A 17,856-nucleotide genomic window follows, 5' to 3' on the forward strand; every position below is an offset into this window, starting at 1 on the left:
CTTTCGGGGGCTACAAGCAGTCCGGCAACGGACGTGAATGGGGTCCGATGGCGATCGCTGAATTCCTTGAGACCAAGGCCATCATCGGTTTCCGTCAGGCAGCTTGACAGCCTAAGGACTTTTGACAACGGATGCCCGGAACTCGATTGATCCGGGCATTCTGCTGTTTCTTCCCACCGCCGGCGGAGGAACCGTGATCTGTCAGTACTTTTCGAAAGCGCGATGCTTTCTTGCAGCCCCATCTGTTCTCGATCTTCCACCCCGGCGCGGAAGAAAATAGAAGGCGGCGCCGGCAGATGGAGCGTCCTGCCGCTTTCAGATCAGTATAGTTATTTATGGAACTTTCCGTCAGCCGTACAGCGGTCACTGGCACGGATAGCAACCACTCTCATCGTGTCGATACCATTGATCATCCCTAGGTGTTGGGGATGCTGTAAGCGACTGAAGGGATCGTTCGGGGTGGTAGATTTCCATGTCGAAGACGCATCGCACGCTGTCAGATTGGAAACTGACCGGCCCAGATTTCGGGAGTGTGGAGCGGCAACCGATACCAAATTCTATGGCCCCAGAATTCTTTTCATGGTGGCTCGCTGCATCGAACGCGGCGTCAGGCGATTTGAAAACGCAACGACGTTGTTCATGAACCCGGCGATCGCGGACGCTTTCCCCTGTGATAGCGCTCGCCTGAGTTTCGCTCGAACGCCTCTTCTATTGTCTTTAGTTTCTCTCGAATATGATTGTAAGCTGCGGTTGCACCGGAGCCGTCAACGCGTTGCGCGTGCAGCTACATAATGTGGGCGAGCGCAATCGCGTCAGCTACATCCTCGCAGCGCTCATCCAACATCGACGTTGCCACGCGAATGTTATTGCTATGAGCAACGCAGAATTTGCTTCCTGAGTTGACTGCAATGTTTCGGGCAGCGAGCGTAACCATTGCAAAGGGTTCAGAAACAACTGGCACCCACAAAGACAACCCTTCCCCATCTTCGATGGTGAGGCCGCGCACTCGCAAGGCGCTAGCGAGCATATCGCGTCGTTTTTTATAGGTAGCCCGGGCAGATGCGATATTTTCCCAAGTTCCCGGTTGGCGCAACAACCATGCGCCGGCGGCTTGAAGAACGCGGCTGGTCCAGGCTGCACTAAAACTGCGATAAGATTGAATCTGTTCAACGACTGCCGACGTGCTCGACAATACGGCTAAGCGAAGGTCGGGACCGAGCGTTTTAGAGAACGAGATGATGTGAATAACCCGGTCGGGAAACTGGGTGCCAAGCGAATGACGCTCAACCCCGGAAATATCGGAGATGCCATCATCCTCAATTATCAGGGTGTCGCTGTTGCGTAGTACTTCGGCTAGTTCGCCTAGGCGTTGCGCCGTCACTGTCCGGCCGGTCACCGAATGCAGCCGCGGCTGGAAGAGGAAAACGACCGGTTTGTAGCGCATGGCATCCTGTAGCGATGAGGGCAGCGGCCCGTACTCGTCACATTTCACAGGTAGGATGCGTGCGCCCTGATGCTCAAGGATATCCAGGAGGCGCATCGCCGTCGGTTCTTCGATAGCGACAGGCGCACCGGGCGTCACCAGTGCATGAATAGCGGTATACACAGCGTTATAACCGCCGTTGGTCGCCAGCAATGCCTCCGGTTCATACGGCCATGTCTTGCGAAGTTCGGCCTCCAGTTCCGGCAGAATACGGCTGCGCTCGTAGCTGTTGAGGTTCTCCGCGGAAGCGCCATACGCCAGCGCCTTCTCTAAAGGCGGCAGCAGCCTTGGGTCAGGAACGGCCATCGTCAGGTCGAGCACATCGGCACCGTAGTGGCCGGAACTTGCCAGGCGCTCTGGCTTTGCGATGAAGCGGTCGCCGCTCACCCAGGTGCCGTTTCGTCCCCTGCCTGTAATGATCTTTTGCCGTCTAAGCTCGCTCCAGGCCTCCGAAATCGTCGCCGGGCTGACACCGAGCGAAAAAGCGAGATCACGGATTGGAGGCAACTTGGCGCCGACCGGAAGCGCCCCTGCCCTGATCAAGGCACTGGTTTCTAATGCGATTCCGCGAATTGTTCGATCGCTTAATTTTTCGGCAAACCAGATCGAATCGTAGGCGTCGCTCATTTTCTCACCAGATTAAATGTTCAATAACGTAATAACATTTGATCATTACGAAGTGAACATTTTAATCTCCCTTCGTAAGCATTTCCTGACATGAGTATCTAGAATGACACTGAGCCTTCGAATTGCACTGCGTGACTGGGATTACATGACACCGCTGATTCTCGGCGATGTCGCGTCCGACAAGCTCGACATACAGGTGGACCGGATCGGAACGCTTGTCTCCCATCTCGGCAAAAGCCCCGACCATGAGGCTGCCGAGATTTCATTCAGCCGCTATACCCAGCTTCGTCATGACGGCGATGACAGTGTCGTTGGCATTCCCAACTTCATCATGCGCGGATTCCGCCATCGCTGCATCATGACTACCCGGGACAGCGACATCACGACTCTTGGCCAGCTGGCCGGCAAACGCATCGGAGTCACCGGATGGCGCGACAGCGGCAACACCTGGACGCGTGCGGCCATCCGCCGCGAAGGCGTCGAGGTCAAGGACGCGATGTGGTATGCCGGCCGCCTGACGGAGGCACACCCAGTCACCGATCGCCTCGACGGCTTTGGCCAGGCCGGCCTAATCGAAGCCTGCCCCGGCGAACGCCCGATGGTAGACCTTCTGCGCGAAGGCGGACTGGATGCGATCTTTACGCCCTTCATGCCTGATGGCTATTTCGAGCCGGGCTCGCCGTTCCGTCAGGTGCTGGCCGATTTCCGCGCAGAAGAGCGCCAGTATTTCGATGATGTGGGATATGTTCCGGGCATGCATCTGATCGGCATCAAGGCCGAGATCGTTGCCGAGAACCCGTGGGTGATTGCCGAAGTGAGCCGGCTCGTCGACGAATCGCAGCGCATGTGGACCGCCAAGCGCCGCAAGTACGCTGAAACCACGCCGTGGATGTTCGAAGAGGTACTGAAAACGTCGCGCGAGCTGCCCAAGGGCTGGGATGCCAGCGGATTTACCGCCAACCGCAAGATGATCGACGATTTCGCCAGTGAGCTGCATGCCCAGGGCATCATGAAGCGCCACATGACGCCGGAAGAGCTTTTCGCATTCGATACGGATGGCAGCCGGATCTGACCGGCAGTCGCACCCTTAATCTCTCGAGAAACGTAGCTTAGTAAAACAAGGGGAATGAACATGTCGCATAAGAAACTCATCGCTCTCGCCCTCGCCGGCGCAGCACTTGCTAGCGTCGCCAAGGCGCAGGACGTATCCATCAAGCTGGACGTCAACAAGGAGCTGCACGATCGCCTGCCGGACGACATCAAGTCGGCCGGCAAAATGATCTCCGTCAATAACGGCTCGTTCCCTCCCTACGAGATCGTCACCGGCACCGTCATGACCGGCGCCAGCGCCGACCTGACGGACGCGATCGGACAGGTGCTCGGCGTCAAGATCGACCATGCGACAGTTGGCGGGCTGCCGGCGCTGCTGGCCGGCGTCAACTCGGGCCGTTACCAGTTCGCCTTCGGTCCGGTCGGCGACTACAAGGATCGCGAAACGGCAAGCGACTTCGTCGACTGGGTGCAGGAATTCGTTGTCTTCGCCACCCTGAAGGGCAACCCGAAGGGCATCACCTCGCTGGACAAGGCCTGCGGCCAGCGCATCTCGGTTATGGCCGGCGGATCCGCCGAACGGGTGATCAAGGTACAGTCGGACAAGTGCAAGGCCGAAGGCAAGGAACCGGTGGAAGTGCAGTCCTATACCGATCAGCCGGCATCCATCCTGGCCGTCCGCTCTAAGCGCGCCGACGCTTTCTTCTCTTCGCAGGCACCGCTGACCTATTTCGTCAGCCAGGCGAACGGCCAGCTGGAACTGAACGGCGTCGGGCAAAAGAACGGTTTTGACGACATTTTCCAGGGTGCCGTCGTTCCAAAGGGTTCGCCGCTCGGCCCGCTGTTCATCGACGCAATTAAGGTTCTCATGGACAACGGTACCTATGCCGCGATCATGAAGAAGTGGGGCCTTGAGAACAACATGATCAAGCAGCCCGGCCTCAACCTCGGTGGACAGCTTCCCAAATGAGCGCGAACACTACGACACATGCGGCGCCTTCGGGCGCCGAGGACTTCCGCGATGTGGCGACGGCCCACACGCCTTTCCGGAGCGGCCCTCTTGCTCTCCGGATCGTGATTGCGCTGGTCGTCGTCGACTTCGGCTGGATCATCGCCGCTAACGAAAACTTCGGCTGGCCGGTTGTTGCCCAGTATTTCTTCGATCCGACGGTCTTGAACGGTCTTTACGTCAGCCTTGGCCTCACCGTGATCGCCATGATCCTCGGCGTCGCGCTCGGCCTCGTGATCGCGATTGCACGCATGTCGTCCGACAAGCTAGCACGCTCGTTCGCGTCACTGTTCATCTGGTTCTTCCGCGGCACGCCGCTCCTAGTCCAGCTGATCTTCTGGTACAACATGTCGACGTTGTTTCCGACGATATCGATTTCCCTTCCCTTCGGCCCGACGCTCATCAGCTGGGATACCAATTCCGTCATCACGCCGCTGACCGCGGCGATCGTCGGCCTCGCACTCAACGAGGCGGCCTATATGGCGGAAATCATCCGCGGCGGCCTTCTGTCGGTTGACCGCGGTCAGACCGAAACGGCGGAAGCCTTCGGCATGACCAAGGCGCGAGCCCTATGGCGGATCATTATTCCGCAGGCGATGCGTTCGATCGTACCACCGACCGGCAATCAGCTGATCAGCATGATCAAGGCGACCTCGATCGTCAGCGTCATCGCCATGGCCGACCTGCTTTATTCGGTTCAGTCGATCTATAATCGCACGTTCGAGATCATCCCAATGCTGCTGGTCGCGGTCATCTGGTACCTACTCATCACCTCGGTGCTGAATATCGGCCAGAGCTATATCGAAGCCTATTACGGCCGCAGCGACCGCCGCAATGGCGCCACGCCCAAGCCCGCCGCCGTCATAGAGGAGGCAAGCCATTGACCATCGTCGATACCGCCAAGCCCCTCGTCCAGGCTCGTAATGTCCACAAGTCCTTCGACCAGCTCGAAGTGTTGAAGGGCATCGACCTCGACATCATGCCGGGGGAAGTCGTGGCCATTCTGGGGCCGTCCGGCTCGGGCAAATCCACCTTTCTACGCTGTATCAATCACCTCGAAGATATCCAGAAGGGATATATCGAGGTTGATGGCGAACAGATCGGTTACCGGGTGAAGAACGACCATCTGGAAAAGCTGTCGCCCACCGGCATTGCCAGGCAGCGCCGCAAGATCGGCATGGTGTTCCAGCAGTTCAACCTCTACCCGCACATGACCGTGCTGCAGAACGTCATCGAAGCGCCAGTCGGCGTCCATCGTCAAAGCCGAAAGGATGCGATCGAGAACGCCAAGCGCCTTTTGGAACGCGTCGGTCTGTCGGAGAAGGCCAATGCCTATCCGCGGCAGCTCTCCGGCGGCCAGCAGCAGCGCGTGGCGATTGCCCGCGCACTGGCGATCAAGCCGAAGCTGATGCTGTTCGACGAGCCGACCTCGGCACTCGATCCGGAATTGGTCGGCGAAGTGTTGGCGACGATGCGGGATCTGGCAAAGCAGGGTCTCACCATGATCGTCGTCACCCACGAGATCAGTTTTGCCCGTGAAGCGGCCGACCGGGTGGTGTTCATGGACGGCGGCGTGGTCGTCGAACAGGGCAAGCCCGAGGATGTGATCGGCAATCCGCAGCATCCGCGCACGCAGGCTTTTCTGTCGCGCTTTCTTTAAAAATCTCCCCGCCTAGCCCCGGCCCCAAAGGCCGGGGCCTTTTGTTTGAATTTTGCTAAGTCTGGAACTCCGATGCCCTCGCAAGACAATCTCTACGCCCGCGTATCCGATTTCGATGCCATGGAAGCCGAGCTGAAGGCGACCCGCCATCACCTGCACGCCAACCCGGAACTTTCCTTCGAGGAAACCGAGACTGCCCGGTACGTAGCCGATAAGCTGGAAGCCTGGGGATATGCTGTCACCCGCAATGTCGGCGGCCATGGCGTCGTGGCGACGCTGAAGAACGGCACCGGCACCAAGAGCATCGGTATCCGTGCCGACATGGATGCATTGCCGATCGAGGAAGAGACGGGTGTCGCCTATGCCAGCACCATACCCGGCAAGATGCATGCCTGCGGCCACGACGGCCACACCACGGTTCTTCTCGGTGCAGCCGAATATCTGGCGCGGACAAGACGCTTCAACGGCACAGTGACGTTGATCTTCCAGCCGGCCGAAGAGGCCGGGCAGAACAGCGGCGCGCAACGGATGATCGCCGACGGCCTATTCGAGCGTTTCCCGATCGACGCGATCTTCGGCCTACACAACCATCCCGGCATGCCGGCCGGCGCACTGCTCACCCGATCCGGTCCGATGATGGCGGCCGGCGATACGGTAAAGATCACCATTGTCGGCAAGGGCGGCCATGCGTCGCGACCGCATCTCACAGTTGATCCGGTTTTGGTCGCCTGCAACCTCGTCGTCACGCTGCAGTCGATCGTCTCGCGCAATGTCGATCCAACCCAGACGGCCGTCGTCACCGTCAGCACGATCCATGCCGGCGAAGCGTCGAACGTCATTCCGAACACGGCAAAGATCTCGATGAGCGTCCGCTCATTCGACCCGGCGATCCGCACCTTCCTCGAGGAGCGCATCCGCACGCTGGCGGCAAGCGTTGCGGAGGGCCATGGCGCAAGAGCCGAGATCGACTATGAGCATGGCTATCCAGTCGTTGTGAATTCGGAAAGGGAAACGGCATTCGCTCGCGAAGTGGCCGAGGAACTGATTGGCGCTGAAAATGTCTTCACATGCCCTCTCCTGCCCGGCAGCGAAGACTTCGCCTATTTCCTTGAGCGTAGGCCCGGTAGTTTCCTCCGTCTCGGCAACGGCAAGGACTCGCCGATCCTGCATTCGTCGAAATACGATTTCAATGACGGCAGCCTGACGACCGGCGCGGCCATTTGGGCGCGTCTGGCCGAGCGTTATCTTGACGCTTAGAGCTTGTAGTCGGGTTGAGTTCTCGGGCCAGAGCTCGACCGCCAATTGAAGCGATGACATCGTTCATCGACAGACACCGGGGGTTGTTCAGAACCGAGCCGATCCGCTGCGATTTCCCCCGTCAAGTCGCGAAGCTCCTGGACGTCGACCGCCTGTCGGTCCGCGCCCGCAACGGATATCGAAGATCAAGATATGCGGTGGCTACGATGCGAAGTTCCGCGTCCATGGCAACAAAAAAGTCTCGCGGCAATTGAAGCGGGGAAGCTTCGACGTTGCCCGATTTACATGGGATCGATGAGAAGGCAGTCCGGTCGCGGGCGCGCTCCCGCTTCCAAGTGTGCCCCACGAAATTCCGAAACGCAAACCGGCATACCGCGCCATGGTTCAATCCCTGCTGCCAACGCGGATGGCGCCCAGAGCTGTTCTTGTTCCGTACCCAACATGATCCTGATGACAGGAGCCCACAGCTGCTGTCCGCCTAGCGGCGATTTGCAGCAGTCTTGCGAAGATGATCTCTTATCACCGCGCGAAACTCGCCCAACGTTTGAAACCCAATGTGCTGTGCAAATCGGTGCACCGTCGTTTGAGAAACCTTGCAATTGCGTGCAATCGCAGCAGCACTTTCGAAAGCAATCATTTCCGGCCGTTCTATGATCTGTCTCGCGACCTGCTCGAGACTATTGGGAAAGACGATCTGCCGCTTGGCGATCAGGTACTTCAATTCCTGCAGTGTCGCGGGAGGATGGTGGTTTCTTTCCTGTGGCATTGCGCTTCGCCTTCCAAAGAACGTCTTCCGGAAAGCGCGGTGCGATCCGGACGCATATCGCGGGGCGGCACGTGAGCCCGGTGGCGATGCGGCAACGTCAGGACTTGGCCGCACCGCATCGAGGCTTGTTAACCGAGCTGCACCGGCCTGCCCGTCTGCCAGCTCACGGTGGCGGCCTCCGCCAGTTTCTGCGCCTGGAGGCCATCAAGTCCGCCGGGCTTCGGTGAACGATTGCCGCTGTCGATCGCATCGATGAAGGCATTGATCTCGTTGGCGTAGGCCTGGGCGTAGCGTTCGAGGAAGAAATATTGAACGGGGTCGCCGCTGACACCATTCGCATTGGAAAGCTCGACGCTGGTTGCGTGGATATTCCTCGCTGCTAGCATGCCGGCAGCTCCATGGACTTCGATGCGCTGGTCGTAGCCGTAAGTCGCCCGGCGAGAATTGGTGATGACCGCAATGCGTCCGGAAGCCGTCTGCATCTGCACGGCGGCGGTATCCACATCGCCCTCAGCTCCGATCGCCTTGTCGACGAGCGACGATCCAAGTGCATTCACGACGACGAATTCCTCCCCGATGAGGAAGCGGGCCATATCGAAGTCATGGATCATCATGTCGCGGAACAGCCCGCCGGAGGACTTGACGTAGTCGGCCGGCGGCGGCGCGGGATCTCGGCTGGTGATCGTCACGATCTCGATGTCGCCGATGTCGCCGCGGCGCAGACGTGCTTCCACACTGGCGAAGTTGGGGTCAAACCGGCGATTGAAGCCGATCATCAAGGTCGACCTGTTCTTCTCGACGATGTCGAGGCAGGCATTGATGCGCTCGACCGACAGGGACACCGGCTTTTCGCAGAGGATAGCCTTGCCGGCCTTCGCGGCCGCCTCGATGAGATCGGCGTGGCTGGGGGTCGGTGTCGCGATGAGGATCGCATCGACACTTGAGGACTTGATGACATCTGCCGCTTCGGCAACCTCGGCGCCCGTCTGCGCGGCAAGCGCCTCAGCCGATGCCTTGAAGGCATCCGCCACATAGACGAGCTTCGCCTTCGGGTTCGCCACAATAGTCGCGGCATGCACCTTGCCTATCCGGCCGGCGCCGATCACTCCAAACCTGATCATTGATATTTCTCCATGACGTGTAAGCGTTGACTATCGAAATCTTCAAACGGTGAAGACGTTGCGGAAACGGGCAAGCGCCGTCTCATCATCGCCGGAGGCCCAGGCCTCCATGCCGATCGTCCCGCGATAGCCCATATTCTTGAGAGCACGGGCGATTGCCTTGTAGTTTATTTCTCCGGTGCCCGGCTCCATGCGGCCGGGAACGTCCGCCACCTGTATTTCGCCGATATGGGGCAGAGCGCGCCGGCACAGCTCGATCAGGTTTCCTTCGCCGATCTGGGCGTGGTAGAGGTCGAGATTGAGCTTCAGCGCCGGTCGGTTCACCGACGAAACGAGCGCGAGCGTATCTTCGGCTTTGGCAAACGGTGTCTTGGGGTGATCGACTGCTTCATTGAGGTTTTCGAGCACGAAGGTGACGCCCTCTTTCTCGCCGAGGTCCGCGATGCGGTTAAGCGTGTCGCGCGCCTTGAGCCACATGGCGCCCGTCACTTTGTCGGCCTTGACCACCGGCAGGCCCTGGCCGTCGAGACCGGTTCCGTGCAGGTTGAGGCGCGGGCAATTGAGCTCCCTTGCGACCGGGATCGATTGCTTCGCAGTTCGCAGCAATTCGTCGGCGCCCTCGTCATCGGCGAGCGTGCCGGTCACATAGCCCGTCATCGACGAGAAGGCTGCTCCTGATCTTGCAAGGGTAGCGATGTCATGTTTCGTCCAGTCCCAGATCTCGGCTTGAAAGCCGAGTTCGGTAATGCGCTTGAGCCTGTCGACGACAGGAAGCGACTTAAAGACCATCTCGGCGCAGACCGCGAGCGTGAAGGGGGATGAGGCATTCGACGAGCCGTCGTTCATAACAGTATTCCATAGTTGATTGAGTGAGAGGGCGGCGACGTCCTTTGAAAGCCAAGCGATCGCCGCTTCGGAAGCGGGCCGGCTAGATCGTACCGCCGAGTTCTGCGGACAATTGCTGCAGTTCCTTGCCGCCAGCCATGAGGTTCTGAAGCTCATCCATCGCGATGTCCGCCTTGGCAAAGGTACCAAGCGTCTGGCCGCGATTGAGGATGGTGAAGCGGTCTGCCACCGCATAGGCATGGCGGACATTGTGGGTGATGAAAATGACGCCCAGTCCTTTCTGTCGAACCTGATGGATGTATTTCAGCACCATCGAGGTTTGCGCCACACCGAGCGCCGAGGTCGGCTCGTCGAGAATGAGGATCTTGGCGCCGAAATAGACGGCGCGAGCAATGGCAACGCACTGGCGTTCGCCCCCGGACAATGTACCCACCGCCTGATTGGGATCGCGGATATCGATGCCGATTTTGCGCATCTCTTCCCGCGTGACATCGTTGCAATGCGTGAGGTCGAGGCGACGGAAAGGGAAGAAGCCCTTGCGAGGCTCCCGCCCCATGAAGAAATTACGGGTGATCGACATCAGCGGGATCATGGCAAGATCCTGATAGACGGTCGCGATCCCTGCATCGAGCGCGTCGCGCGGACTGCGAAAATTGACCGGCTTGCCTTCGACCAGGAACGAACCTCCGCTTGGGCGCACGACACCGGAGAGCGTCTTGATCAATGTGGATTTCCCCGCGCCATTGTCTCCGAGGAGACAAAGCACTTCTCCGGCCGACACTTGCATCGACACGCCGTTGAGCGCAATCACGGAGCCGTAGTGCTTGATGATGTCAGTCACTTCGATGATCGGCGTTCGATTATTGACATCAGACATGATCAGCGCTCCCCGGTAACCTTGCGGCGGATAAAATTGTTGAAGAGAACGGCGAGCAGCAACATCGAACCCAGGAAGACCTGAAACCAGTCGGAATCGAACTTGGTGTAGGTCAGGCCGATCGAGACCGAGCCGAAGATGATCGCGCCGAAGAAGGCGCCAATCGCCGAACCGTAGCCGCCCGTCAGCAAGCACCCACCAATGACGGCGGCAATGATCGCCTCGAACTCTTTCTGAAAGCCGCGTCTGGCGTCAGTCGAGCCAGCATCGAGCACGGTGATGATGGCAACCAGAGCTGCCGCGCATGCTGTCAGTGCAAACAGGCCGGTCTTAACTCTGTGAACGGGGACGCCGGAGTTTCTCGCCGCATTGGGATCGCCACCGGCAGCAAAGATCCAGTTGCCCATGCGGTTGCGCAGGAGGACCCAGGTCGCAGCCAGGGCAAGCGCGACAAACCACAATACGGAGACCGGGATGCCCGTGACCTTCGGCACGCCGTTGGGGAACCTGTCGATCAGATCGTGATCCGCGAGCCAGACAAAGACGCCCTTCAGTGCATCGCCGGAAAAGAAGCCAAGCAGCGGACTGTCCTTGACACGGTCGCTGATGCCGCGAAGCTGCGTCGAGCCGCCTGTCGCCCATTTCAGGCCGACAAGCGTCAGGCCACGGAGAATGAAGAGGAATGCCAGGGTCACGATGAAGGACGGAAGGCGTGTGTGAATGACGATCTGCCCATTGATCGCGCCCATGAACGCGGCAAAGAGCATCGTCATAACGATGGCAACCGAAAGCGGCTGACCGAAATTCGTGAGGATGACGCCGAAGATCAGTCCCGCAAAGGCCACCATCGAGCCAATCGAGAGATCGAACTCTCCTCCGATCATCAAAAGTGCCGCCGCAATGGCAAGGATTCCCAATTGCGATGCCGGCGCCATGATGGTCATCAAGCCGGAAAGCGAAAACATCGTCGAATCTGCGGTAAGAAAGAAAAAGACGATGACGAGAACAAGACCTGCCACAGCACCAAGCTCGGGCCGCCGCATCATATGCGTCAGAAAATTCACTTGTTTGACGCGCTCATCGGCCTTCGGCGCAGCCGCCGTTCTCTGCTCAAGCGAAGCCATAACTCCTCCGACTGGATCGTAATTTAGGGTAGCGGTGGCGCTGTTCGGCAGCGCGTTCGGTCAGCCAAACCTCCTCCCCACTAGGAGGAGGAGATTCTGGGAGAATGCCTTTCGGCAATTCCGGTCAGCGAATGCCCTTGGCGGAAAGATCCACAACCTGGGCAGCCTTGTCCTTGGTGATGAGGTTCGGGCCGGACGGAACATTACCACCCGGGATAAGCCCGTATTTGGCGTAGTTTGCCAAAAATACGACCGGTAGATAGCCCTGCAGGAACTGCTGCTGATCGATCGCGAATGCTGCCTTGCCGTCGGCCACGGCTTTCAGGAAATCGGCTGAAAGGTCGAATGTCGCCACCTTGATCTTGCCGGTCATTCCGACATCCTCTACCGCCGCCAGCGACGGCTCGCCGGCCGTGCTGGCACCGAGCGCCATGACGGTGTCGACGGCGGTATTTGAACTCAGTGCCGCCTTGACCTTCGCGCGGACATCTGCCGGATCGTTGCTGACGGGTACCACCGTGACCTTGCCGCCGAACCCGTCGGCAAAGCCCTTGCAGCGCAGATCGAGCGAAACATTGCCGACCTCCTGGTTCACGCACAGGCCTTCGTTGCCGCCCAGCTCATGCAGCTTCGCGCCGGCGGCTTTGCCGGCGGTATATTCGTCCTGGCCAACATGCAACAGCGCTCCTAGCTCCGTTGAAACGTCGGAACCGGAATTGATGGAAATAACCGGGATACCGGCGGCGACAGCCTTCTTGATGGATGGACCGAGTGCTGAGGCGTCTGGAATGGAGACGATGAGCCCATCGGGCTTCTGATTGACGGCAGCATCGATGAGCTGCCCCATCGACACCATGTCGAAAGTTTCCGGAGCGCGATAATCGACGCTAATACCCATGTCCTTCGCCGCTGCGTTGACGCCGTTCTTGACGACGGACCAGAAAGGATCATTGGCCTGGCCGTGAGTGACGGTGACGATGCGAATGTCAGCGGCATTGGCGATTGCCGAAGAGCCCATGAGCGCAGCAGCAACGGCCGCGCCCGTGAGAAGCGATTTCAAACCGAATTTCATTTTACCCTCCCAAAAAACAGTCCGCGCTACCCGAACCTCCGAATGCTACCGGTTGCAACTCCATTTGCACCCGGTAGCAAACTCGATAAAGCTACTTTATTGTCGACAAAAATCAAGCGTCCATTCCATTTTTATTTTTTTGTGGAATATTCATTCCAATCAGAAGGAGGCGGGCATGCGCAAACGGGCGACGGCAAAAGAGGTGGCTGAGGCTGCCGGCGTGTCGAAATGGACCGTCATCCGTGCGTTCACGCCAGGTGCGTCGATTACGGACGCAAGCAGACAAAAAGTGCTTCAGGCGGCCGAGGTCCTGAACTATTCGCCTAACCTGCTTGCCCGCAGTCTTGCGACGAACACCACCCATCAGGTGGCCGTCTTCGTCGACGACTTCGCCAATCCGCACAAGCTTCCGGTTCTGGAGATGTTGACCGAGCGCCTGCAGGCACAGGGTCTGCTGACCGTATTGATCAACATCAACCGCCATTTCGATCACGTTCACGCGTTGATCAACGCCGACCAACGACAATTCGACGCCGTTATCCTATTCGGTACCGCCTTTCGCGAGGAAACGCTCGGTGATCGACGCCTTGGCCGAGGTTTCCCGCCGATGTTCGTTCTTGCGAGAGACAGCCAAATTCCCGGCGTTCCCGCGATTGCCTGCGATGCAGAACTCGCTCTCAGCGAGATCGTCGATTACCTGTTCGACAAGGGCTATCGCCGTCCCGGCTTTATGACGGGGGCGAGAACCCTGTCGACGGCGCTGGGCAGGCGCCATCATTATGCAAATTTCTGGCGACGGAAGGGTGTTGAAGGCGTCACAGAATTGGCCGCGGAAAGATACAGCGCCCAGGCCGGCGCCGAGGCAGCACGAACTTATTTGCGTGCAACTTCGCCCGCGTCGCGCATCGATGTATTGATGTGTGAAAATGACATTTTGGCGATGGGAGCGATGGATGTCGCCCGGAGCGAATTCGGTCTCGGAGTCCCGCAAGACCTGGCAGTCGTCGGCTTCGACAATATCGAGCTCGGCGGCGCCCCCGCCTATGGACTGACAAGCTACGAACAGCCCGCCGGCGAGATGGTCGACGCCATTGTCGCAATGATCACCGGAAAGCGCGACGCTGAAATGGTTGTCATGCAGGGGCGTTTTGTGCCGAGGTCATCGGCATGAAAATGTCCCTAGGATCGTCCAATGAGCACCTCGCACTTCTGACCATGATCGAATGGCGTCTAAATGGTCAGCTCTTGAAAGGATCATTACCAGCGCCCCCCTGAAGAACCTATGAGATATGGCATAGCGCCTATTTATGGAACTTTGGCTATTTTAAACCCTGTCCCAAATGCGGAGCGAAGAACAGCGCGACGCTAGGATGCATCGCCCAGCAAGATGGGCGATGCACGGTTCGAATAGCCGGCCGCCATCATCTTGACGGAGCCTAATAGTGATGGTCGTTCAATCGAGCGAAGACACTGGCGAGATCGCTCTCCTTGACGCTATCGCCGACATACCAGCTGAGGGTGTCGTAGAAGCCAAGAAAGGAGCCTTTCGTTTTGGCCAGAAGTGCCGTGGCTTCCGCAACAGAAATCGAAAGCGCCGCGATGAAGAAGTCGACCAGAGCGGCCTCGGCCTTCGGATGGGCGAAAACGAGCGCCGTGGGAGAGTTGGGCGAGATGACAGGCAGAGCGGAAGCTTCCGGGCGGCACGGCAGGGTGACGGACAAGCGGATATCGCGGGAGGATGCCGCAGCCTCGATCACGAAAGCCTCCGCATCAAGAACCCAGGTAGAGCGTGAGGTATCGAAATAGCGAAAATCGCGCTGCGTTAGCGTGAAGCTCACCGTCTTCGCCTCGCCGGGCTGCAGATGCAGCTTGGCAAAGGATTTGAGTTCACGGATCGGCCGCTTCAGGCCTGGCGCAAGCGGGCGCACATAGAGCTGGACGACCTCCTTGCCGGCGGCCGATCCGCTGTTGCGGACAGTGACACGTACCCGACAATCCGCAGCTGCGCCGATCTCACGCGCATCGATCTCGATATTCTCATAAGAGAACGTCGTATAGCTGAGCCCATGCCCGAACGGGAACGCCGGGACAATCGCTTTGAGATCGTAGAAGCGATAGCCGACAAAAATACCCTCGCTGTAGACATGGCGTCCGTGCTCGCCGGGATAGGTGTGCCAGCCGGGAATATCCTGCATTCGCGCGGGCATGCTGGCGGAGAGCTTGCCGCAAGGGTTCTGCTCGCCGAATAGAATGCGAGCGAGCGCTTCGCCGCCGCCTTGCCCCGGATAGAAGATGGCAAGCACGGCATGGACATCCTCGAGCCACGGCATCTCGACGGTATCGGGCATCGAGAGCACGACGATGACCTTCCGTCCGGCTGCCGCCAACGCCTTGATGAGAGCATCGTGGCTGGCGGCCAGCCTCAGTGAGTCACGGTCGTTGCCCTCGCCGTGGCGGCTTTTCTCGTTCTCCGCGAACACCAGCGTGACGTCGGCACTCGATGCTGCCTCGACGATCGTTTCGATCGATGCCGGCATGCCGACCGGAACAGTGGAGGAAAATGGCAGATGCCTTGCCTTGAGGTCACTTCCCGCCCGGGCGGCGATCTGAACGAAGGGGCTGTCAACGCGATAAGGGTTGGTCGTGGCCGACCCAGAACCCTGAATGACAGGGGTGACAGCGCCATCGCCGACGACGAGGATCTCGCCTGGGCGGCTTGGATCAATAGGCAACACATTGCCTTCGTTGCGCAGCAGCACGATCGATTCCGCGGCGATCTCCTGCGACAGGGCATGGTGCCCGTCAAGGTTCGCGGCCATCCCGCGCCGCTCGTTCAACTTGCATTGGCGCACGAATGCCAGAACCTTCGCGCAGGCAGCGTCGACCGCCTCGGGCGCCACTTTACCGGCCTTGATCGCAGCACTCAGGCGCGCTTTGCGTGGCTTGCTCTCCGGCATGTCGAGATCTGTCCCGGCAGAGAGCGCAGCCCCACGATCCTTGATGGCGTGCCAGTCAGAAACGACAAGCCCGTCATAGCCCCACTCCTCGCGCAGGATTGTGGTGAGAAGCCAGTGATTCTCGGCCGCCTGGACACCGTTCAGCGGATTGTAAGCGCTCATGACGGTCCAGGGCGCGCTCTTTTCGATCGCCCGTTCAAAGCCAGCCAAGTAGATCTCGCGCAGTGCCCGTTCATCGACTTCTGAGCTGGTGGTTGTTCGTTCGATCTCGGAATTGTTGCAAGCGAAATGCTTCAGCGAGGCCCCGATGCCGTTATCCTGCAGGCCCGAGATGACGGCCGCAGCAATGTCCCCACTGATGAGGGGGTCCTCGGAATAATACTCGTAGGCACGGCCGGCCAACGGCGTGCGGCGGATATTGATGCCCGGTCCAAGCAGGAGATGGACGCCGAAGTTCTGGCATTCCGCCGCCAGCGCCGCCCCCATCCGATAGGCCAGATCGACGTCCCACGAACAGCCAAGCAGATTGCCGTTTGGGAAGCACGTCGCGGGACGGGTCATGCCGAACATACCGCCTGGCGCATCGGCCTGCTGGTCGACGAGTTCCAAGAATGCCTGCAGGCTGTCTGCATCACTGTCACCGGCGTCGATTTGGGTCGTCGAGTAACGAACGCCATAGGCGCCGTCGGTCATGACAACAGATGGAATGCCGAGCCGTTCGATGGATCCTGTCTTCCACAGACCACGTCCGCTCAGCAGATCGACCTTTTCGGCAACCGTCATCTGGCCGACAAGCGAGTGGATTTCGTCGTCGCTGGGCTGAAACATCGATACTCTCTCATTTCTGGGCAGCAGAGATGGTCCTGTCAGCAGATCTTCTGCAGGAGTTCCATCAGCATCATCCGCTCGGCAAGCGTCAAGGTGCTCAGCGTTTCTTGCGAAATCTGAAGGGCGATCGATAGATTGCGCGCTACCGTCGCCTCCCCTTCTGCAGTCAGCGTCAAAACAAGACGCCGCGCATCGGCTGCATCCGGCGCGGTGTGAACCAGCCCGCGCTTGACGAGCCGGTCGACGACGCCCTTGATGGTCGCCATATCCATCGCCGTCTCACGGCCAAGATTGCCCTGGGAACAGGGCTGCAGATCTTTGAGTTTGACCAGCGCTGCCCATTGGGTCGTGGTCAGCTTCTCAGCCATCAGGCCTGTGAAGATGGCGACATGGCGTTGGTTGGCCTGGCGCAGATAAAATCCGATCTGTTCGCCAAGCGCATATTCGGCCTGCGGAGCGTTTGCGTCGGCCGCGGATGAAGGTGCTGCCTTTGGCGAATCGGCTTTATCTTTGAACGGAACGTCCATGGGATCTCTCAAATCTATCTGTTCGTCTTCCAGGCAGGCAACCGCGTTCCTAAATTCATTCTCGCCATAAGTTCAGGATGGCTTCTGTCGACAGAATTTCAATCTGCTCAGAAAGCCTTGGCGCCAAATTCTCGACGACGACTCTATGCGCCTTCATGTCGCCGCTTGCCAGCGCGTCTTCTGCCAGAACGACACGGTAGCCGGCATCGACTGCATCGAGAACGCTGGCGTAGACGCAAACATCGGTTTCGACGCCCGAAAAGATCATGGTATCGATGCCTGCTGCCTGCAATCGCTCGGAAAAACCGGGCGACCCGAAGACCGAATAGGTTTCCTTGTCGACGAGCGATCCCTGTTGGGCGACCGCCGCAAGCGGTGCGACCAGATCAAGCATCGCGACGTCAAGTTCATCCAGCGTCACAGCCGACCATCGGCGATAATAGTTCTTCCATCGGCCCTTGGCGCTTTCGGGATCCCGCGGAACCATGAAACGGGCGAACACGGTATCGGATGGCCTTGCAGCGCACAGCGCCATCACGTTCGGAAGAATCTCGGCAATCGCCGGCGTGTACCACGCCGTCTCCTCGATAAACAGGCGTTGCATATCGATGACGACATGCAACGTTTTTTTCGAAAACGGCACGGTCGCCAT

The 17,856-nt window shown here is 58.9% G+C and carries 17 protein-coding genes and 1 pseudogene; 7 read left to right on the forward strand and 11 right to left on the reverse strand.

All coding sequences use genetic code 11. The annotated features are described in order from the left end of the window. On the forward strand, window positions 1-107 hold a 107-nt coding region (locus FHX09_RS27595; protein ID WP_184450958.1), incomplete at its 5' end, for an aldehyde dehydrogenase family protein. Window positions 108-557: 450 nt separating this feature from the next. Here FHX09_RS27595 and FHX09_RS30535 read toward each other — a convergent pair. Together FHX09_RS30535 and FHX09_RS27600 are read right to left on the reverse strand one after the other, a co-directional pair. Then, window positions 558-683, reverse strand: a pseudogene (locus tag FHX09_RS30535) (short-chain dehydrogenase); the annotation flags it as partial. A gap of 101 nt (window positions 684-784) precedes the next feature. Further along, on the reverse strand, window positions 785-2,110 hold the full coding sequence (locus FHX09_RS27600) for a PLP-dependent aminotransferase family protein (RefSeq protein WP_132590446.1): 1,326 nt from the start codon (window positions 2,108-2,110) through the stop codon (window positions 785-787). A gap of 103 nt (window positions 2,111-2,213) precedes the next feature. Between FHX09_RS27600 and FHX09_RS27605 the strand changes: the two genes are divergently transcribed. From FHX09_RS27605 to FHX09_RS27625, 5 genes are all read left to right on the forward strand, one after another. Further along, entirely contained in the window at window positions 2,214-3,182 is a 969-nt protein-coding gene (locus FHX09_RS27605; protein WP_132590444.1) for a nitrate ABC transporter substrate-binding protein, read from the forward strand. Between the two features lie 60 nt (window positions 3,183-3,242). Further along, window positions 3,243-4,130 (forward strand): ABC transporter substrate-binding protein, encoded by an 888-nt coding sequence (locus FHX09_RS27610; RefSeq protein WP_132590442.1) that lies wholly within the window; start codon window positions 3,243-3,245, stop codon window positions 4,128-4,130. Further along, entirely contained in the window at window positions 4,127-5,053 is a 927-nt protein-coding gene (locus tag FHX09_RS27615) for an amino acid ABC transporter permease (protein ID WP_132590440.1), read from the forward strand. Before FHX09_RS27610 ends, FHX09_RS27615 begins: the two co-directional genes overlap by 4 nt. Continuing rightward, window positions 5,050-5,829: an amino acid ABC transporter ATP-binding protein gene (locus FHX09_RS27620; RefSeq protein ID WP_132590438.1), complete on the forward strand. Its 780-nt coding sequence runs from the start codon at window positions 5,050-5,052 to the stop codon at window positions 5,827-5,829. Before FHX09_RS27615 ends, FHX09_RS27620 begins: the two co-directional genes overlap by 4 nt. A 72-nt stretch (window positions 5,830-5,901) precedes the next feature. Beyond that, window positions 5,902-7,086 (forward strand): M20 aminoacylase family protein, encoded by a 1,185-nt coding sequence (locus FHX09_RS27625; protein ID WP_132590436.1) that lies wholly within the window; start codon window positions 5,902-5,904, stop codon window positions 7,084-7,086. Window positions 7,087-7,564: 478 nt separating this feature from the next. On the opposite strand, the gene FHX09_RS27630 is transcribed toward FHX09_RS27625, so the two are convergent. The 6 genes from FHX09_RS27630 to FHX09_RS27655 all read right to left on the reverse strand — a co-directional run bounded on the left by FHX09_RS27630 (window position 7,565) and on the right by FHX09_RS27655 (window position 12,892). Next, a complete protein-coding gene (locus FHX09_RS27630; protein WP_007800733.1) occupies window positions 7,565-7,852 on the reverse strand; it encodes a MurR/RpiR family transcriptional regulator in 288 nt (95 codons plus the stop codon). A gap of 128 nt (window positions 7,853-7,980) precedes the next feature. After that, window positions 7,981-8,973: an inositol 2-dehydrogenase gene (iolG, locus tag FHX09_RS27635; protein WP_132590434.1), complete on the reverse strand. Its 993-nt coding sequence runs from the start codon at window positions 8,971-8,973 to the stop codon at window positions 7,981-7,983. A gap of 42 nt (window positions 8,974-9,015) precedes the next feature. Next, window positions 9,016-9,819 carry a TIM barrel protein gene (locus FHX09_RS27640; RefSeq protein WP_184450960.1) on the reverse strand — a complete coding sequence of 268 codons (804 nt, stop codon included), beginning with the start codon at window positions 9,817-9,819 and terminating at the stop codon, window positions 9,016-9,018. Window positions 9,820-9,901: 82 nt separating this feature from the next. Then, entirely contained in the window at window positions 9,902-10,696 is a 795-nt protein-coding gene (locus FHX09_RS27645; protein ID WP_132590430.1) for an ATP-binding cassette domain-containing protein, read from the reverse strand. A gap of 2 nt (window positions 10,697-10,698) precedes the next feature. Next, a complete protein-coding gene (locus FHX09_RS27650; RefSeq protein ID WP_132590429.1) occupies window positions 10,699-11,820 on the reverse strand; it encodes an ABC transporter permease in 1,122 nt (373 codons plus the stop codon). Window positions 11,821-11,944: 124 nt separating this feature from the next. Then, entirely contained in the window at window positions 11,945-12,892 is a 948-nt protein-coding gene (locus tag FHX09_RS27655; protein ID WP_132590427.1) for a sugar ABC transporter substrate-binding protein, read from the reverse strand. Between the two features lie 175 nt (window positions 12,893-13,067). Here FHX09_RS27655 and FHX09_RS27660 point away from each other — a divergent pair, with 175 nt between their 5' ends. Next, window positions 13,068-14,063, forward strand: coding sequence for a LacI family DNA-binding transcriptional regulator (locus tag FHX09_RS27660; RefSeq protein WP_132590628.1), 996 nt, complete (start codon window positions 13,068-13,070; stop codon window positions 14,061-14,063). A 265-nt stretch (window positions 14,064-14,328) separates the two neighbouring features. Here the strand turns inward: FHX09_RS27660 and FHX09_RS27665 are convergent, their stop codons facing one another. From FHX09_RS27665 to FHX09_RS27675, 3 genes are read right to left on the reverse strand one after another with little or no spacing between them, the layout of a single operon-like run. Next, window positions 14,329-16,677 carry a glycoside hydrolase family 3 C-terminal domain-containing protein gene (locus FHX09_RS27665; RefSeq protein WP_007800747.1) on the reverse strand — a complete coding sequence of 783 codons (2,349 nt, stop codon included), beginning with the start codon at window positions 16,675-16,677 and terminating at the stop codon, window positions 14,329-14,331. A gap of 38 nt (window positions 16,678-16,715) precedes the next feature. Next, window positions 16,716-17,204 (reverse strand): MarR family winged helix-turn-helix transcriptional regulator, encoded by a 489-nt coding sequence (locus FHX09_RS27670; protein ID WP_007800749.1) that lies wholly within the window; start codon window positions 17,202-17,204, stop codon window positions 16,716-16,718. Between the two features lie 55 nt (window positions 17,205-17,259). Further along, complete coding sequence (locus FHX09_RS27675) at window positions 17,260-17,856, reverse strand: cysteine hydrolase (protein ID WP_132590626.1); 597 nt, start codon at window positions 17,854-17,856, stop codon at window positions 17,260-17,262.

Source organism: Rhizobium sp. BK538 (assembly GCF_014197575.1).
In the GTDB taxonomy this organism is placed as follows: Bacteria; Pseudomonadota; Alphaproteobacteria; order Rhizobiales; family Rhizobiaceae; genus Rhizobium.

Bases quoted from the DNA above. Each gene is read 5' to 3' on its own strand.
- FHX09_RS27600 (WP_132590446.1), bottom strand. From the start codon at position 2,110: ATGAGCGACGCCTACGATTCGATCTGGTTTGCCGAAAAATTAAGCGAT.
- FHX09_RS27605 (WP_132590444.1), top strand. From the start codon at position 2,214: ATGACACTGAGCCTTCGAATTGCACTGCGTGACTGGGATTACATGACA.
- FHX09_RS27610 (WP_132590442.1), top strand. From the start codon at position 3,243: ATGTCGCATAAGAAACTCATCGCTCTCGCCCTCGCCGGCGCAGCACTT.
- FHX09_RS27615 (WP_132590440.1), top strand. From the start codon at position 4,127: ATGAGCGCGAACACTACGACACATGCGGCGCCTTCGGGCGCCGAGGAC.
- FHX09_RS27625 (WP_132590436.1), top strand. From the start codon at position 5,902: ATGCCCTCGCAAGACAATCTCTACGCCCGCGTATCCGATTTCGATGCC.
- FHX09_RS27630 (WP_007800733.1), bottom strand. From the start codon at position 7,852: ATGCCACAGGAAAGAAACCACCATCCTCCCGCGACACTGCAGGAATTG.
- iolG (WP_132590434.1), bottom strand. From the start codon at position 8,973: ATGATCAGGTTTGGAGTGATCGGCGCCGGCCGGATAGGCAAGGTGCAT.
- FHX09_RS27640 (WP_184450960.1), bottom strand. From the start codon at position 9,819: ATGAACGACGGCTCGTCGAATGCCTCATCCCCCTTCACGCTCGCGGTC.
- FHX09_RS27645 (WP_132590430.1), bottom strand. From the start codon at position 10,696: ATGTCTGATGTCAATAATCGAACGCCGATCATCGAAGTGACTGACATC.
- FHX09_RS27650 (WP_132590429.1), bottom strand. From the start codon at position 11,820: ATGGCTTCGCTTGAGCAGAGAACGGCGGCTGCGCCGAAGGCCGATGAG.
- FHX09_RS27655 (WP_132590427.1), bottom strand. From the start codon at position 12,892: ATGAAATTCGGTTTGAAATCGCTTCTCACGGGCGCGGCCGTTGCTGCT.
- FHX09_RS27660 (WP_132590628.1), top strand. From the start codon at position 13,068: ATGCGCAAACGGGCGACGGCAAAAGAGGTGGCTGAGGCTGCCGGCGTG.
- FHX09_RS27665 (WP_007800747.1), bottom strand. From the start codon at position 16,677: ATGTTTCAGCCCAGCGACGACGAAATCCACTCGCTTGTCGGCCAGATG.
- FHX09_RS27670 (WP_007800749.1), bottom strand. From the start codon at position 17,204: ATGGACGTTCCGTTCAAAGATAAAGCCGATTCGCCAAAGGCAGCACCT.
- FHX09_RS27675 (WP_132590626.1), bottom strand. From the start codon at position 17,856: ATGGCGACCGTGCCGTTTTCGAAAAAAACGTTGCATGTCGTCATCGAT.